We start from the raw sequence: 17,395 nt of genomic DNA, 5'->3' as shown, positions 1-17,395 counted from the left end.
CTATTTCTTAATAACGCTTTCGGCAATTTTTGTATTGACGAGCGCTTCATGTGGGACTTCTTTTTGTAATTCACCAGCGTCTTTCATAATCGTTTGGAGCTGTTTCCATTCTTCCGCATCTAGTAGTGGATTTGTCGCATAAGAATGTTGTTTTTTATACCGTTCAATTACTTTTACTGTAATGTCTTTCGAAGTGTCTTTAAATAGCGGAGAAACAGCATCAGCAATCTCTTCTGGACTATGTGTATCAACCCATTGCTGTGCTTTATAGAGCGCACTTGTGAACTTTTCAGCAGCAGCTTTATCTTTCTTTAAGAAACTTTCTTTTGCCATGAACGTTGTATAAGGAACAGTACCAGATTCATTTCCGAATGAAGCGACGATATAACCTTTACCTTCTTTTTCGAATATGCTTGCAGTCGGTTCAAAGAGCTGCACAAACTCTCCTGTACCAGATGCAAAGGCATTTGCAATATTAGCAAATTCGATATTTTGAATTAAGTTCGTATCTTTCCGAGAATCAATGCCATTTTTCTTTAAAACGTATTCCCCAACCATTTGCGGCATGCCGCCTTTACGCTGTCCTAAAAATGTAACACCTTTTACGTCATTCCAATTAAAAGAGTCTAGTTTTTTACGTGAAACTAAAAATGTCCCATCTGTTTGTGTAAGCTGTGCAAAGTTAATGACAGGGTCTTTCGCTCCTTGTTGATGAACGTAAATAGACGTTTCAGAACCGACGAGAGCAATATCAATTCCGCCAGATAATAGGGCGGTCATCGTTTTATCGCCACCAGCTGTTGTTTGTAGGTCAATATTTAGTCCTTCATCTTTAAAAAATCCTTTTTCAATCCCGACATATAATGGGGCATAGAAGAGAGAATGGGTAACTTCGCCAACGCGAATGTTTTGAGTTTGTTCTTTCGTACTTTCTTTTTTACTACTACAAGCAGCAAAAGTAAAAACAGCTAGTAACATGATGCAAAAAATCGCGATTAATTTTTTCACTATATAACACCTCCTAGAAGTCACTCTACAAGCATGATATGTAGGTAAGTGCCCATATGTGAGTGTAGATAGCAGGAATTTTTTGGGTGGTAAAGAAGTACAAATATAAGGGGTGATAAAATGGAGTACGAATACGATGATAGCGTACATTTACATCTTGATTATTTCGGGACAGAATGTGATATGGAATCGATCGCTTATAAGAGGAAGAATGAAGACGTATGGGATGTGTATTTTAATTTTGGAGTATACGGTATTCAGAAAGACGATGTAGAGTTAGGTAGGTTTATGGACGAATATGCCGGTTATTACGTTTTTTCTGTACATGCTCGCGATCTTAGTTGGGAATTTGGAAGTGCCCAGTTTGAAGAGTGGGTTTTGAAAAATCGGATAGTAGAAAAAACGCTACAAAAATAGGAGGAATTTTGTGATTGGATTTCTCATCTTAGTATTTATTTTTGTGGCCGGATTTTTTATTATGCAAATGCTTATTTAACGATTTGCAAAGAAAAACATCCATAAATATACAAAAATAAAATGGTTTCATATGTGGCTACATATGAATATGAAAAAGGCCCGAGATTAGATTTTTTTGATTTTGTGGTTATAGTAATAGTTGTAAAAAACTTGCATTTATACGTAAAACAGTGAGTGGTGTTGTGAAAGATATTTTGACAAATACAGACACACATACATACGGAATTAAAGTGTGATTACAGAATGGACAAATTGGCCGTGTGTAAAGTGTGGGGGAATAAGAAAGAGGTCGTCCAACGGTGGACGACCTCTTTCTTATTATGCTTGATTAGTGCGGAAGAATGGAAGCTTCTGCACAATGTGAATTAATCCGTATGCAAGAATTAAGCACATAAGAGGATTAATGAAAAATCCATAGCGATTAATTGCTAAGAATAAGTTTGAGAAGATAATGTAAATAATTGAACTTGCTACTAGCATCATAACGCGTTTATGTTTAAATGAATTTAGCATGAAGCAGAAGCTGCTCAAGAATGTACCGATGATAAACACTCTATGACATAGTTGCATAAAGTTGTGAATACGATATTGGTCTACAGCAGGAGCTGTTTTGAATAATTCAATTGTTTTACCGACAGTGAACCAAGAGAACCAATAAGTGAAGTCCGTCTTAAATCCGTTCTTAATTAATTCTTTTGCGTATGCACCTTTGTCATCTAAGCCTTTAGCTCTCATTTCATTTACTATATTTTCATATCCAATTTTATTAAATGGATCTGCACCGGCAATTAGTGGATCTGCACCTTGGGTTGAGAATAAAATAAATTGGTTGAGTGCTAAGTAGTTACGAACAACCCATGCGCCAATAATAAAGAAAGGTCCGATAAACCATAACAATCCGATTCGAATGGATTCTTTAAATCCATATGTAAATAACACAACAAGAACAGGAATAAGCATCATTGGAGCTGGATTTGGACGGAACATAAGTAAAATTGAAACGACAATTCCAAACCATATATGGAATTTCACTTTATTGTATTTCCATGCGAGAACAAATACATATACACATAACGCCAATAAGAATATGGATGGAACTTCTGTTAGCAATGTACGGAAGTATGTATAGTTACTTGGATAAATAGCATATAAAATACTTGCAACAATTCCATAAATGTTTTTTTCGAACAATTCTTTTCCTATTAAGAATACTAATAGCACTGTGCAAAGGTTCATGATCATGTTAATAACAGTTGCTACGTAATAGTAAGGAATTGATGTAATATCAGAAATAATCATAGCGCCAGCTAATAGTAATGGCTGACCTGGTGTAATATATGCATTTTTCCCTGGAACTTCACTAGGTTCTAAATACACATAACCAAATACACCATGTTTTAATAGTTGTTCAGCTGTTAACGAATAGTTAAAGGCATCATTTGCACCATATGTTACTTTGACTAACTCTCCATCTAATCCTGGCTGTTTTACTAAACAAAAAACGTGCAACAGGAAAGAAAGCGCCAAAATTGCATATACCGCTTTAGGCAAACTCTTAAACTTAGTAAGCAAAAATGAGCAACTCCTTTTTTATTAATTCTTTCGTATTTTTATGTGAAATCTTTAATAGTATTAAGGATTTCCAAAACATAGTTATTATATCATAAAGTGGAATGCTGAAATTAAGTTTTTCAAGAATGAGTAATTTGTATACCACAATTTAACTGTTGATTAAGGGAATATTAAGACAATACATTTATAGTAGAAGCAAGTATGCAGACGAAATATGTAATATATGTTATTTTAATAGAAATAGTTCTTTCGATGCGGGGGAAATTAAGACATAGAAACGAGGGAATGAATTGAAGTATGGTTCTACACTTTTTCATCTTCCAAAAAGAAATATATTAATTTCTAGCATTATAAGTAGTATGGTGACTTTATTAGTAATAACTATGCTGTTTATGATTTTAAAGGTTTTTAATTTAGACATGATGAAAGATCATTTAAATCAAAAGCTTGTTTTAAGTGTTATGATGATTTTCATATGGGGCATAACGTTTTATATTACGCATTTCAATAAAAAAGAGATGTCTATACTTAGAGCATCCCTGCGAGTGCATTTTATATTACTTTTATTAGCTCATACAGTAGCGTTATTTTATATTGTCATGCAAGTTAATATGAGTTTCATAGAGGCAATGAATTGGATTTACTTTTATAATATGCAGTTTATATTAAGTTTTGTAGTAATTTATGCAATATATATTCTTGTATATAATTTAATAGGTAAGGTTTTTCTAAGTATGGTTTTAACGAGCTGTACGTTAGTCATTTTATGTATTGTGAATTATTTGAAGCTTATTTTCAGAGGTGATCCGTTATATCCTTCTGATTTCACACAAATTACGCATATGCAATCTGTTATACCGATGGTGATGGACTATTTTAGTTGGAGTTATATTTTTGTCATTATCGTAAGTATCGTAGCTTGTATTGTAGCAGGGATATATATGAGAAGGTATATTCAAAATGTAAAGATTCATCTAGGAATAAGAGCCTTATTAGTAGTAGGATCTATTTTTGTTCTATATGCGTACGGTAATTTTGCGAATACATTTATGAATAAAGTATTTCAAAAATCAGGTGTAGATTTTGTTTTGTGGAATCAAAATGAGAACTACGCTTCAAATGGTTTTGTACTTGGGTTTATTAGCAATTTAGATACAACAGTTATGGAAAAACCAAAAAATTATTCTAAAGAAAATATGCTTCAAATAGCAAACGATATAAAAAAACAATATAGTGGAAATATAGGGAATCAAAAGAAAAAAGAGAAACCGAATATTATTTTTGTAATGAGTGAATCGTTTTGGGATCCGACGAAAGTAACCAACCTTTCTTTTAGTGAAGATCCTGTACCAAATTTGCATCATTATATAGAAAACTTTCCTGGGGGACAAACTATTTCTCCTACATTTGGGGGAAATACAGCGAACGTTGAATTTGAAGCATTAACAAGTTATTCAATGAGTTTGTTAAAGCCAGGTTCTATACCATATCAGCAGGTTATTACAAATAAGAAAGAAGTTCCATCAATCCCTACGGCGTTGAAAAAAGAAGGTTATTATACAAGTGCAATTCATTCATTTGGTCGCACATTCTTTAAACGTGACGATGTATATAAGGTGTTAGGATTTGATAAGTTTAATGCAGAGGACACGATGGAAAATGTAGATATTGATGGAGATTATATTAGTGATTTAGCGATGAGTAAAGAGATAATTGCTGAGTTAGAGGAACAAAAACAGCCAACATTTATTCATGCAGTTACGATGCAAAATCATTTTCCATTTACAGAAGGCCGATTTGGTGAAAACCTAATAGAAATTAGCGGTCTAGAAAATGAAGAATCAAAAGGAGAATTAGAGACGTATACAGAAGGATTAAGACGTTCAGATGAGGCACTTCAATATTTAATAGAGCAACTAGATAATTTAGATAGACCTACATTATTAGTATTCTTTGGAGATCATCTTCCATCATTAGGAACAAATAAATCTTTTTATAAAGAAAACGGGTATATAACGAATGAAAAAATACCGAGTGAACGTTTAGCGATGGCGCAAACGCCGCTATTAATGTATGCAAACTTTGATATGCCAAATGATAATATAGGTTTAGTAAGCCCAATTCATTTTTCTAATCTTATTTTTGATTATGCAGGATTAAATAAATCCTTATTTTATCAATTTTTATCGGAACTTTACAAGGAAATACCAGTGCTTAGAGATGAATTAAAAGTTGATAAAAATGGAGAAGTAATCAATGATTTAACAAAGAAACAAAACGAAATGTTAGAGCAATATAAAATGCTTCAATATGATTTACTCGTTGGAAATCAATATAGTAAAGATATCCTCTTTAAATAAAAGAAACAAAAAGAACTTGTATAACGATACAAGTTCTTTTTTCATAGTATTTAACGGGGTAACCAGACAAGCTGGGTTTAGGGAGTATTACTTGTACATTTAGTATATATGAAAATGTAATCGTTTTATTCGTGTATTTGTGAGAAATGTGTGAATTTTATGTTTTATAAAAACGATTATGTTAACTTTCATTCTTATATTGCAGTTGTTATGTTTGTAAAAATTTTATCAGTTCTTTATTTAATTCATCCGCTTGATCGATTGGTGAACCATGACCACTATTTGTAAGAGCATGTAACTGAGAATTTTTAATTCGTTGTTGTGTAAGTTCAGCACTTTTGTAAGGAATTAGTTGGTCGTGAACGCCGTGGAAGATTTTTGTTGGGACGTTAATTTTATTTAAATCTTTCGTTACATCTTCATTTGCAGCTGCTTGTAAAATTTTGATAAGGGCATAAGAAGCGGACTGCATACCGAGATAAGAAAACCATTCAAGGGTTGCAGCCCCTAAGTTTCTATTGAAAAAGGATAAAGATACGTCATTTAAAAATTTTGGTAAATTAGCATACATTTGATTAATGAGAGCATCTGCTTGTTCTTTCGGTACACCGTAAGGGGACTCTTGATTTTTAACGAAAGAGGGGGAGACAGCGTCAATTAATGCGAGCTTAGAAATGCGGCGCCCATTATAGCGAGACATATAGCGAATAGAAAGAGCACCACCAACTGAGAAACCGACTAATGTAGCGTTCTCTACTTGAAGTGCTTCCAGAACAATTGCGATATCATCGGCTAATCGATCATACGTGTAACCAGTCCATGGCTTATCAGATTGCCCATTCCCTCGTATATCCATGGCAATACAGCGAAAGCCATGCTCTGGTAAAACATTGAGTTGATATTGATACATTTGATGATTTAAAGGCCATCCGTGAACGAAGAAAACAGTCTTACTACCTGGACCAGGATTAACGTCTTGCACAAAAATATGCACATCTTTCTCGACAGTAACAAACATAAATGTCCCCCTATTCTATGAATATGTTCTATCCCAAAAGCGTTGTTTTGTTATAGCTTTAATAAATTCATTTGCTAGTCGCGTAGGGTCTTATTCTATTAAAAAACCAGGTTTTCCTTCGATATTTAAAGATTGAATAATAGAAGAGCAGTTTTGGAAGGAGCCAATCGGCTTAAAGCGATTATATGATTCTACGAAAAATGAACTTGCTTTGTTAAGAGAATGATCCTCCATCTTTCCGCCGATAAGAAGTAATCCATCATAAAGGAGTGGTGAGCCTGTTAAGAAAGTATCATTTCCCTGCACTATGCCTAATCGTTCGGAAACGATCACTGGCAGTTAAAGAGTTTTCATCTCTTTTCCTTCATTTTCACGCATGAAAGATTGGAGTTGTTCGGTCTTTTTATTTTTTTGCCATCCATAAAAAACACCTCCCATAATATACGTATTATTGTTTACATTTTTTATGCTTGTATATAGCATGAAGGTATTGCATCGTTGGGATGATTTTCCTCAAATGTTCGATTTATCTTTGTTTGTCTATGAAAATCATTTATTATAATAAATGGTATTCTTTGAGATGTTATTTTGAAGGGGTGTTGAAGTGAAAGAAAGTTTTCTATCATATAAAGAAGAAGAAAGGAATGCAAAAATCCTTTTATGGGTGTTATATGTCATTGTTATTGTATATCAAATTTTCTATGCAATCGTATTAGAAGATAAATCAATAATGGATAAGGGATACAACATAATATGGCAAGTTATTTGCGGAGTAGCAATACTATGCGTGAATATATATTTACTGAAAAAAGAGAAGGCAAACCTTGTTAAATATGCATGGATATTTGCATACATAGGGATAGAAATCGCTAATATAGTTTCGTATATTTTTTATAATAAGGCGGCGTTTGATGCGACAAATATAATAGAAATTATTCTCATTTTCTTTGTACCCATATTTTTAAATAAAAAATTTTATGTGTTTTTGCTTTCCTCTATTTTAGGAAAATATTTAATTTATTTATTTGTATTAGAGGAAATAAAAGCATTTATGTTCCTTATTATGTGTACGCTTATGTTAATAGCTGCATATATCATTTTAAATCGATTTTTACAATATCTTTCAGCTGTAAAGGAAAGTATTGCGATTGCTAGTGAATCACAAAAATTAGCAGTAATCGGAAAAATGGCAGCGACTGTTGGACATGAAATTAAAAATCCACTGGCTTCATTAAAAGGATTTACGCAATTACAACGAGAGAAGCATGAAGAGGATCCTATTTATAAACGTATGATTTTTGAAATAGAAAATATGAATAATATGATAAGTGAGTTGATGGAAGTTGCTACATGCAAACCTTCTATTTATAAGAAACATGATGTAGGAAAAATTGTATTACAAGTAATAACAAGTCTTCGCGGAAAAATGAATGAATTAAACGTGCAGTTTATTTCTAATGTGGAAGAAAAAACAATAGAAGTTGAATGTGATGAACGAAAAATAAGAGGAGTCTTTTTATATACGATAAAAAATGCTTTAGAGGCAATGGAACAAGGTGGCATATTACATTTACAATTAGAGAATAAAGGGAAAGAATATGTAATAATCAGCGTAATCGATAATGGTCATGGTATTAAGCAAGAAAACTTAACCCGTGTTACAGAAGCCTTTTATACAACGAAACAAGATAAAATTGGTCTGGGACTTACGGTAGCGAATCGAATTGTCGCCGAGCACCTTGGTGAGCTGCATATTTCAAGTGAAAGAGATACTGGAACGAGAATAGACATCATTCTCCCAAGGAAGTGTGGAAATACTGAAATCCAAGTGGAAGAAAAGCTAGGAGTTACCATATGAATAAAGGCTATATATTTAAAAATGAAGAAATAAAGGCATTGAAAGTATTTTTAAGTTTATTTTTTATTATATTTTTTGTGTATGATCTTGCCTATGAATTTATCGTACCTTTAATCGCGGGAGAGCAAGAAGGCGTAGGAAAGTTTGAAGATGGTTTAGGTTTATGGCTTTACCTTTTGACGGTAGTATTGTTTTGCATTGGAATATACTTTATGAAATGGAAGAATGTTTTTGTGGTAAAGTATATTATTCTAATTGGCTATAATGTATTAGATTGTATCCATAACATTATGATTTATTATGGTAGCGATGCGGAATTTGACGGTGGAAATATAGTAGAAGTATTTTTTATTTTGTTCGCACCAATCTTTGTGAACAAAAGATATTTCTGGTTAGTTCCAGCGATACTTGTCGGGAAGTACGCTCTTACAGGAATCATTATTCAATCTTCTCTCGTTTTAATCCCAATGGCATTATATAGTGTATTTACTATTATATGTTGGATTATATTTTTGAGGGTTCAGTCTTACGTTCGTACGCTTGAGATGATGGACAAAGAAATAAAACAGACAGAAAAACTAGCAGCTGTTGGAAAAATGGCAACGGTTATTGGTTATAAGATTAGAAGACCTTTAGCAAACTTAAAAAAACTTGTGAATAAACAGGCAGACAAGCATCCAGAGGATAAAATTTATAGTGATATTATGAAACAAGAAGTAGATCGGATTCATATAATTGCTACAGAACTTAGTGGATTTGAGAAATCTAAATCACTAGAATCAGAAACTCATAACATACAAGAAATTATCTCTTATGTTATTCGAGTTATGGAAAAGCCTGCTTTAAAACAAGGAGTCCACATACAAGGTATTTACAGTAAAGACTTACCGTCCATTACATGTGATGAAAAACGATTAAAACAGGTCTTTTTTAATTTAATCAAAAATGCAATTGAAGCAATGTCAGTTGGGGGAACAATTACGATTAAAGTTACTGTAAAAGATGGAATCATCGTTCAAGTGAAAGATGAGGGATGTGGTATTCCGAAAGATAAAATTCCAAAGTTAAATGAAGCCTTTTATACAACGAAAGAAACAGGAACTGGTCTAGGTTTAGTAGTTACAGAAAAAATTATTAAAGACCACAATGGTAAAATGAGTTTTGAAAGTGAAGTTGGGGTTGGAACAACGGTTGAGGTTATGTTACCACTGCATTAAATAGAAAAAACATCACTTATTTGGAAGTAATGTTTTTGTGTTCTTCTTAGGTAGACGTTCTAAAAAAGAGGACTATAACGAAAAATAATATATTGATAGTGTAAAAAGAAAATAATGGATGTTTTACTATGAAAAATATATAATGGCTTTGTCTGTTATTTGTTGTAGTTCATTTATATTTCTATTTGTTGACCCGAATCTCGGGTCTTTTTTTATGAAATGAATTGCTATATGTAAGTAATTGGAAAAATAGAATATACAGCACTTGCAGCATGAATATAAAGAGAGGTTGTATTCGCTCTCAAAAATAGGTTTCCAGCTGTAATACTGGCAGGATCGTTTTCTGGCACAACGAAAACATTTACGTTGGTACATGTGCTTTCTCATTTATCCAGCTATTTGCCGGGCAGCCCGATTGGTGAGGGCTGATTAAGGTTTCACTTTATCTATTTTTCTGTGGTCGATTGTATTGTGTATATAAATTTAAAAAATGATAGCGTTAGAGCCACCATTTCTCCTGCGGAAGCAAAATAACATCCACATCAAAATTTTCTTTAAACCAATCATACATCAATGTCTCTTTCACTAAATATTCAGAGGCAGAGTGTGACACACCAATTAGAGACATATTCGTTTCTTTTACATAATCCATAATGAGCGAGTATTTATGTCGGCCGTAATCATTGTCGATATGGCAATGGATTTCTCCTGTAATATATGCTTCAGCACCTTTTTCTTCTGCTTCCTTCATTAAAGATACAACATCGCCACACCCAGCGATAATTGCGATTTTTTTAATGGAATCATGTCGTTTACCTTCGAAGTCTGTGTAAGGAATCTGGAAGAGTTGTTTTAGATGTTTTTGGAGTGCTTCTGTTGATGTTTCATCTATTTCACAAATAAGGCCAATTGGTTCTTGTTCTGGACCTCCATATGCAAAGTCGTCCACTACAGTAGCGTTTAATGCTTTTGCAATTGAAATACTCGTTCCATGCGTTTGATGAAAATCCATTGGTACGTGACATGTATATATAGAAAGTTGTTTTTCTTTTATTCCTTGCAAATATTTTTCAGGAATTGGTATGAAACCGCGACCTGATCTTCCAAGCGGATCACCACACTCCATTACAAGGGGATGGTGCATAAAGAGTAAATCACCAGATGTGGATTGTGAAATGAATGTTTCAAGAACGTCATCTGTAGGGAATACAGCTAAAAATACTTTGTTTACATTTTCAGATCCGTGCATCATAAGGCCGTTAAATAAATCTACAAAATTTGCGTCGAAAAATTGTTGCCAAGGAAATTTGATAGGATCATATACGGCTGGGATAAATCGACTAAAGGCACTATCTTTTCCGTATTTTTCAATTTGGAATAAGTGATTGAGTGATTGCTCTATTTTTTTTAAGGCTGGCATGTTTGATAATCCTCCTTAAGATGATTCTTGCTTTATGAGTTGTTTGTATTCTTCGTAGTAAAATAAGAAGCGGATAGGTAACAAATAAAACCTAGAATCCAGCCGATAGAATGAGAATAGGGAAGTACATGCTGTAACAGTATTCCGCTAGAAATGAAGAAACTACCCAATAGACCCTAATAACATAGGATATCGTTGTAGTTTGAACACGGATAGTAAACCTCCTTTCTTCTGCATGAACTATTCATAAAAGCTCGATTGCTGAAACTTTATCACATACATTGTATATTAGTCTTAATTTTCTGTATATAACTTTTAAGAAAAATGGTGATACAATATATGAATGATAAGAGAAGAGAGGATGAAGATTAACGTATGTACGTTACTGTAACAGAAGCAGCATATAAAAAGATTATGGATACGATTCCAAGTGAAGCGAAATATATAAAGTTATTTTACGATAATGAAGGTTGCGGTTGTGTTATGAGCGGAATTATCGATTTAGTAGCTGTAGCAGAGAAAGATGAGCGCGATGTGGATATTGAATCAAGCACAATGAACTTTATCGCTGATCGTACAAAGCTTGTATTTATGGATGATAAGTTAACTGTTGATTGGCATGAAGGTGGAGGAACTTTTCAGTTAAAGAGCCCAAGCCAGTTTTATAATCCAAATATGAAGTTACACGTTCGAATATAGTAAAGGAAAGGTGATTCCAAAATGTATTTTGGAATCACCTTTTTTATTTTATAAGTCGCTATTATTGTCGATTTTTGTCGATAAGTCGATATATTTGGGAAATCGCCGATATAAATGGAGTTGCGCCGATATATTCAGAAAATCGTCGATATAATTTCATTTACCAAAACGTTTCATATAATAAAAAGATTTTTTCACATAATGAAATGTACATATGATTGAATTTTCTGTATAATCTTCTTTGCGGAGGGGATACGCATGAGAAGATGGGGAATTGAGTTGTTAATTTTGAGTGTTGTTATTATTTGGGGGATTAACTATACAATTGCGAAGTATGGACTTTTAGAATTTACAGCAATTGAGTTTACTGCACTTCGCATGATGGCGGCGGCACCGCTTCTGTTACTCCTTACCTTTTTTATTGAGAAGTCGGTTTATATGGAGCGAAAGGATATACCTAGATTAATTATCGTTAGCATTGTAGGTATTGTACTGTATCAAACGTTATTTATGGAAACTGTCAAATATACATCCGCTACAAATGCCTCTTTACTCATTTCTATTTCACCTATTTTTACAACTGCATTTGCGATTTTCTTGAAACAAGAAAAGTTTTCTTCTCGAAAGTTAATCGGTTCTATGACTGCCTTTGTTGGTGCAGCATTAGTTTTAGTAGCAGGACATTCGCTTACTAGTTCTTTTTATGGCAATGGAATTGGACTTATTACATCAATATGCTGGGGACTTTATCCTGTTTTAGCAGGACCATTAATTAAAAAATATTCAGCATTACGTGTTACAGCATGGTCTGCATTAGTCGGTGCGATTCCGCTATTATTGTTAAGTGGTCCACATGTGTTTGTCATGCCATTTCACATTACTCACGAAATGACACTATTTGCTTTACTATATTCTATTTTCTTTGTAACAGTATTTGGTCTAGTAATGTGGTATGTTGGTGTTCAAAAAATTGGGGCGTCACATACGATGGTATATATGTATATAACGCCGCTTGTAGCGGTTCTATTTGCAGCTGTCTGGGCAAATGAATATGTATCGTTTCAACAAATCATCGGTGGAATTATCATTTTTGTTGGTCTATGGTTTGTGAAATCGGAGAAAGTAAAAGTTCATTCTATTGCAGGGGAACCTATATCAAAATAGGAAAACAGATCACCTATGATCTGCTTTCCTATTTTTTTATTTTTGGTAAGAAGATGAGAAATAAGATAGCAGTAATAAGTGGAATTAAGTTTAAAAATGGAATACGGAAGAGTGTAATAAGAATAATACCTGGAAGAAGAACACCGAGGACAGCGTAAAAAATGCTATGGTTTTTCGTGTACCAATACAATGAAAGTCCAATAAGTGCAGGGATAATGATGTGAATGAGAGCCATTAAAAAATAAATCATTAGACGCCCCCTTTATTTGTGTGCTTATTACATCATATCCGTATGTTCATAGATTGATATCATTTTTTTCATAAATGGACGAAAAAAGTTTGAAAAACCGTCACAAAATATGAGGATATGATGTTTGAAATCTTGTATAATATTATTTTCTAAAAATATTTAAACAACATAAACATACTGTTTATGTTGTTTTTAATTTGAGTGAAATAGATGTAAGGAATATGAATTTGAAAGAAATTTTTTGTTGGATAGATAAGAACGAATGAAGAGAGGTACAGCATGATTAGTATGTCACTAAGATCATTTAAAATCCAATCGTATTATATACTAGGTATTTTGTTACTAGGATGGATGTTAACACCGTTTTCAGCACACTTTTTAGGTGCTGGAATTGGGCTTATTGTAAGTATGTATTGCGTTTGGCTTTTAGGGAGAAGAATTGAGAAGCTTGGAGATAGTATTGTAAAGAAGACGAAAGCACCGACACTCGGTATGTTTAACCGTTTTGCAGCTGCCATTTTGGGTGCTATTATTATGTACGAAATTGAGCACCACATGGTTATGTGGGCATTTGCAGTAGGGATTATGGGTGGTTATTTCTTAATCGTTGTTAATTTAGGATACTATAGCATGAAAGATGAGAAAGAATTAAAAAGATAAAAAGCTAAAAGACTTCTTTTTAGATGGGATAGATGATCCAGCCACGGATAGAAGCGGTCGGGGACTTTTTTGGCCCCATGTGGTGTGAAAACAGAGAGATGTAGCGAGTAGGGATATAATTTATATATCCGAAGCTGTAATTTTATAATCTAAGTCACAGATGAAGAGATTAGCGTTTCACTTTATATAAGATATAGAAAGAAGCTTACGTTTTCACGTAAGCTTCTTTTTTATGTAAGTGTGTATAAACCGTTAAGCCGCATTGGGTTTTGTCGGTGAGTACGCGAAACTTTACGGTTACACGACACTTATTCATATGAGTAAAGGGTTATTTCAACAGAAAGTTTTAATTTAAGCGATTGGACCGCCTAAGTTAATAATGTCTTCAGATACGCTGTCGAACTTTTTGAAGTTAGCTTTGAATTCATTTGCAAGTTCGATTGCTTTTGCTTTGTAAGCAGCTTTATCAGCCCAAGTTTGTTCAGGCATTAACACTTCGTCAGGTACACCTGGTACGTGAAGTGGAACTTCAAGACCGAAGATGTCATGTTTAGCTGTTTCAGTTTTCGCAAGTTCACCGTTTAATGCAGCTTGAATCATTGCACGAGTGTAACCTAAGTTCATACGTTTACCAACGCCGTATTCGCCACCAGTCCAGCCAGTGTTTACTAAGAATACTTTCGCATCGTGTTTCTCAATTTTTTCACCAAGCATTTCAGCATAGCGAGATGCATCAAGTGGTAAGAATGGTGAACCGAAGCAAGTTGAGAATGTTGCTTGCGGAGATGTAACACCGCGCTCTGTTCCTGCTAGTTTACTAGTGTAACCACTTAAGAAATGATACATAGCTTGTTCTTTTGATAACTTACTGATTGGAGGCAATACGCCAGATGCATCAGCAGTTAAGAAAATGATTGTATTTGGGTGTCCAGCAACACTTGGCAGTACGATATTGTCGATCGCATGCATAGGGTATGCAGCACGAGTATTTTCTGTTAAAGTAGTATCGTTATAGTCTGCGATACGCGTTTGGTCATTAATGATAACGTTTTCTAAAACAGATCCAAATGTGATTGCATCGAAAATTTGTGGTTCTTTCTCGTGAGAAAGGTTTACACATTTCGCGTAGCAACCGCCTTCAATATTGAATACACCGTTATCAGACCAACCGTGCTCATCATCACCAATTAATTTACGGTTTGGATCAGCAGATAATGTTGTTTTACCTGTTCCAGATAAACCGAAGAATAATGCTACATCGCCTTCTTCACCTACGTTTGCAGAACAATGCATAGAAAGAATATCTTGTTCAGGTAATAAGAAGTTCATAATAGAGAAGATTGATTTTTTCATTTCTCCAGCGTATTCTGTACCACCAATTAATACGATGCGTTTTTCGAATGAAACCATAATGAATGCTTCGGAGTTTGTACCGTCAACAGCTGGATCAGCTTTGAAATTCGGTGCAGAAACAATTGTGAACTCTGATTCATGAGTCGTTAATTCTTCTTCAGTTGGACGAATGAATAATTGATGTACAAATAAATTGTGCCATGCATATTCGTTAATAACTTGAATTGGTAGGCGGTAATTGCGGTCAGCGCCTGCAAATCCTTTGAAGACGAATAACTCTTCTTTTTCTTTTAAGTATTCTAAAACTTTAGTATATAATTTATTAAAATGTTCTTCAGAAATCGGTTGGTTCACAGCCCCCCAAGCAATTTTGTCAGCAACCGATGCTTCTTTCACAATAAATTTATCTTTAGGAGAACGTCCTGTATATTTTCCTGTTGAAGCAGAAACGGCACCAGTAGAAGTTAATTTCCCTTCATTTCGCATTAATACTTTTTCCACTAATTGCGGAACACTTAGTTGAATCTGTGCATTGCTTCCGTTCAATAATTCGTGTAAACCAATTTGGACATTCACAGTACTCATATTTATATACCATCCTTTTCATTTAATGAAATATTTCTCGTAATCCCCAACAAGAGTATAACACAATTATATAAATAATGTATACTATTTATTTCTTTTTGTTTGTGTGAATGCATTATTTCCCTATTAATATTTCATTTCAGGCGTATTGAGAAAAACTTTCAGGAAAATGTGAATATTAATTGACAAATGAATATCATTTCTTTAGTATAGGTTGGGACGGATACTCTCTTATCCCGAGCTGGCGGAGGGACAGGCCCGATGAAGCCCAGCAACCTCACTTGTATTGATAAATGCAGGTGAATAGGTGCTAAAACCTGTGCGAGGCTACAGGTCTCGAACGATAAGAGCGAAGGGCAAAAAGCAGTATGCAAGTAGCAAATTAAACCTTTCCTCTATGTAAAGTAGGAAAGGTTTTTCTGTATGCTTGTGTGGGAGAATAAATGTATGTCGCAGTTTGTGGCAAATTAAGGATGAGTTCCGTACAATATATACAATTACTGTAGGGAGGTTTACCACATGACAAAAAAACGTCATCTGTTCACATCTGAGTCTGTAACTGAAGGACATCCAGATAAAATTTGTGACCAAATTTCTGATTCAATTTTAGATGCGATCTTATCAAAAGACGCAAATGCACGTGTAGCTTGTGAAACAACTGTAACAACTGGTTTAGTATTGGTAGCGGGGGAAATTACGACTTCTACTTACGTAGATATTCCGAAAATCGTTCGTGAAACAATTCAAGGCATTGGTTACACACGCGCAAAATACGGATTCGATGCAGAAACTTGTGCTGTTTTAACATCTATCGATGAGCAGTCCGCTGACATCGCTATGGGTGTTGACCAAGCGCTAGAAGCACGCGAAGGTCAAATGACTGACGCTGAGATTGAGGCGATTGGTGCAGGAGACCAAGGTTTAATGTTTGGTTTTGCATGTAATGAAACACAAGAATTAATGCCACTTCCAATCTCGCTTGCTCACAAATTAGCTCGCCGTTTAACTGAAGTACGTAAAGATGATACATTATCATACTTACGTCCAGATGGAAAAACGCAAGTTACAGTTGAGTATGATGAAAATGGTAAACCAGTACGTGTTGATACTATCGTAATTTCTACACAACATCACCCAGATGTTACATGGGAAGAAATCGATCGCGATTTAAAAGAGCACGTAATTAAAGCTGTAGTACCAGCAGAATTAATGGATGGAGAAACGAAATTCTTCATTAATCCAACTGGCCGCTTCGTAATTGGTGGACCACAAGGTGATGCTGGTTTAACAGGACGTAAAATCATCGTTGATACTTATGGTGGATACGCTCGCCACGGTGGCGGTGCATTCTCTGGTAAAGATGCAACGAAAGTTGACCGTTCTGCAGCATATGCAGCTCGTTATGTTGCGAAAAACATCGTAGCAGCTGGTCTTGCTGAAAAAGCAGAAGTACAACTTGCATACGCAATCGGTGTAGCACAACCAGTATCAATTTCAGTTGATACATTCGGCACTGGTAAAGTATCTGAAGACGTACTAGTAGAACTAGTTCGTAACAACTTCGATCTTCGCCCAGCTGGTATTATTAAAATGCTAGACTTACGTCGCCCAATTTACAAACAAACAGCAGCTTACGGCCACTTCGGACGTACTGATGTAGATCTATCATGGGAACGTACAGACAAAGCTGCAGCTTTAAAAGAGCAAGCTGGTCTATAATATATGAAAAAAAGCTTTGCGCGGTGAGCGCAAAG

At 34.5% G+C, this 17,395-nt stretch carries 14 protein-coding genes, 3 pseudogenes and 1 riboswitch; of the genes and pseudogenes, 10 read left to right on the top strand and 7 right to left on the bottom strand.

Annotated features, from left to right (window positions below; translation table 11 throughout):
- Nucleotides 1–1,008 (bottom strand): ABC transporter substrate-binding protein, encoded by a 1,008-nt coding sequence (locus NST86_RS24480; protein ID WP_061664565.1) that lies wholly within the window; start codon nt 1,006–1,008, stop codon nt 1–3.
- Nucleotides 1,009–1,128: 120 nt separating this feature from the next.
- On the opposite strand from NST86_RS24480, the gene NST86_RS24475 reads away from it, so the two are divergent.
- From NST86_RS24475 to NST86_RS24465, 3 genes and pseudogenes are all read left to right on the top strand, one after another.
- Nucleotides 1,129–1,425: a DUF3986 family protein gene (locus NST86_RS24475; protein ID WP_000455580.1), complete on the top strand. Its 297-nt coding sequence runs from the start codon at nt 1,129–1,131 to the stop codon at nt 1,423–1,425.
- Between the two features lie 10 nt (nt 1,426–1,435).
- A pseudogene (locus NST86_RS24470) lies at nt 1,436–1,659 on the top strand (hypothetical protein).
- Nucleotides 1,650–1,721, top strand: a pseudogene (locus tag NST86_RS24465) (DUF2196 domain-containing protein); the annotation flags it as partial. The pseudogenes NST86_RS24470 and NST86_RS24465, both read left to right, overlap by 10 nt.
- An 82-nt stretch (nt 1,722–1,803) precedes the next feature.
- On the opposite strand, the gene NST86_RS24460 reads toward NST86_RS24465, so the two are convergent.
- A complete protein-coding gene (locus NST86_RS24460) occupies nt 1,804–3,057 on the bottom strand; it encodes a glycosyltransferase family 39 protein (RefSeq protein ID WP_000956220.1) in 1,254 nt (417 codons plus the stop codon).
- Between the two features lie 290 nt (nt 3,058–3,347).
- Between NST86_RS24460 and NST86_RS24455 the strand changes: the two genes are divergently transcribed.
- The gene (locus NST86_RS24455; RefSeq protein ID WP_061664567.1) at nt 3,348–5,417 is read left to right on the top strand and encodes an LTA synthase family protein; all 2,070 of its coding nucleotides are present in this window, start codon (nt 3,348–3,350) and stop codon (nt 5,415–5,417) included.
- A 208-nt stretch (nt 5,418–5,625) separates the two neighbouring features.
- On the opposite strand, the gene NST86_RS24450 is transcribed toward NST86_RS24455, so the two are convergent.
- A complete protein-coding gene (locus NST86_RS24450) occupies nt 5,626–6,435 on the bottom strand; it encodes an alpha/beta fold hydrolase (RefSeq protein WP_000498279.1) in 810 nt (269 codons plus the stop codon).
- 15 nt (nt 6,436–6,450) lie between these two features.
- Nucleotides 6,451–6,771, bottom strand: a pseudogene (locus NST86_RS24445) (catalase); the annotation flags it as partial.
- Nucleotides 6,772–7,039: 268 nt separating this feature from the next.
- Between NST86_RS24445 and NST86_RS24440 the strand changes: the two are divergent.
- Both NST86_RS24440 and NST86_RS24435 read left to right on the top strand, forming a co-directional pair.
- A complete protein-coding gene (locus tag NST86_RS24440; protein WP_000664886.1) occupies nt 7,040–8,293 on the top strand; it encodes an ATP-binding protein in 1,254 nt (417 codons plus the stop codon).
- The gene (locus NST86_RS24435; protein WP_001032638.1) at nt 8,290–9,510 is read left to right on the top strand and encodes an ATP-binding protein; all 1,221 of its coding nucleotides are present in this window, start codon (nt 8,290–8,292) and stop codon (nt 9,508–9,510) included. The genes NST86_RS24440 and NST86_RS24435 overlap by 4 nt, the downstream gene beginning before the upstream one ends.
- A gap of 499 nt (nt 9,511–10,009) precedes the next feature.
- Here the strand turns inward: NST86_RS24435 and NST86_RS24430 are convergent, their stop codons facing one another.
- Nucleotides 10,010–10,930: a Nif3-like dinuclear metal center hexameric protein gene (locus tag NST86_RS24430; protein WP_001111131.1), complete on the bottom strand. Its 921-nt coding sequence runs from the start codon at nt 10,928–10,930 to the stop codon at nt 10,010–10,012.
- Between the two features lie 375 nt (nt 10,931–11,305).
- Between NST86_RS24430 and NST86_RS24425 the strand changes: the two genes are divergently transcribed.
- Nucleotides 11,306–11,629: an iron-sulfur cluster biosynthesis family protein gene (locus NST86_RS24425; RefSeq protein WP_000289569.1), complete on the top strand. Its 324-nt coding sequence runs from the start codon at nt 11,306–11,308 to the stop codon at nt 11,627–11,629.
- A gap of 258 nt (nt 11,630–11,887) precedes the next feature.
- The gene (locus NST86_RS24420; protein ID WP_001255413.1) at nt 11,888–12,793 is read left to right on the top strand and encodes a DMT family transporter; all 906 of its coding nucleotides are present in this window, start codon (nt 11,888–11,890) and stop codon (nt 12,791–12,793) included.
- A 28-nt stretch (nt 12,794–12,821) separates the two neighbouring features.
- Here NST86_RS24420 and NST86_RS24415 read toward each other — a convergent pair whose 3' ends face one another.
- Nucleotides 12,822–13,043 (bottom strand): hypothetical protein, encoded by a 222-nt coding sequence (locus tag NST86_RS24415; protein WP_000639041.1) that lies wholly within the window; start codon nt 13,041–13,043, stop codon nt 12,822–12,824.
- Nucleotides 13,044–13,322: 279 nt separating this feature from the next.
- On the opposite strand from NST86_RS24415, the gene NST86_RS24410 reads away from it, so the two are divergent.
- On the top strand, nt 13,323–13,703 hold the full coding sequence (locus NST86_RS24410) for an ATP synthase subunit I (RefSeq protein ID WP_016118766.1): 381 nt from the start codon (nt 13,323–13,325) through the stop codon (nt 13,701–13,703).
- A 351-nt stretch (nt 13,704–14,054) separates the two neighbouring features.
- On the opposite strand, the gene pckA is transcribed toward NST86_RS24410, so the two are convergent.
- Nucleotides 14,055–15,641 (bottom strand): phosphoenolpyruvate carboxykinase (ATP), encoded by a 1,587-nt coding sequence (gene pckA / locus NST86_RS24405; RefSeq protein ID WP_000108802.1) that lies wholly within the window; start codon nt 15,639–15,641, stop codon nt 14,055–14,057.
- A gap of 228 nt (nt 15,642–15,869) precedes the next feature.
- Nucleotides 15,870–15,991, top strand: a riboswitch (SAM riboswitch).
- Between the two features lie 169 nt (nt 15,992–16,160).
- On the opposite strand from pckA, the gene metK reads away from it, so the two are divergent.
- Complete coding sequence (gene metK, locus NST86_RS24400) at nt 16,161–17,360, top strand: methionine adenosyltransferase (RefSeq protein WP_000163123.1); 1,200 nt, start codon at nt 16,161–16,163, stop codon at nt 17,358–17,360.
- Nucleotides 17,361–17,395: the final 35 nt, after the last annotated feature.

Origin of the sequence: Bacillus sp. FSL L8-0199, assembly GCF_038005705.1 — a bacterium.
Taxonomy (GTDB): domain Bacteria; phylum Bacillota; class Bacilli; order Bacillales; family Bacillaceae_G; genus Bacillus_A; species Bacillus_A cereus.
This window is presented reverse-complemented; position numbering and strand designations above follow the sequence as displayed.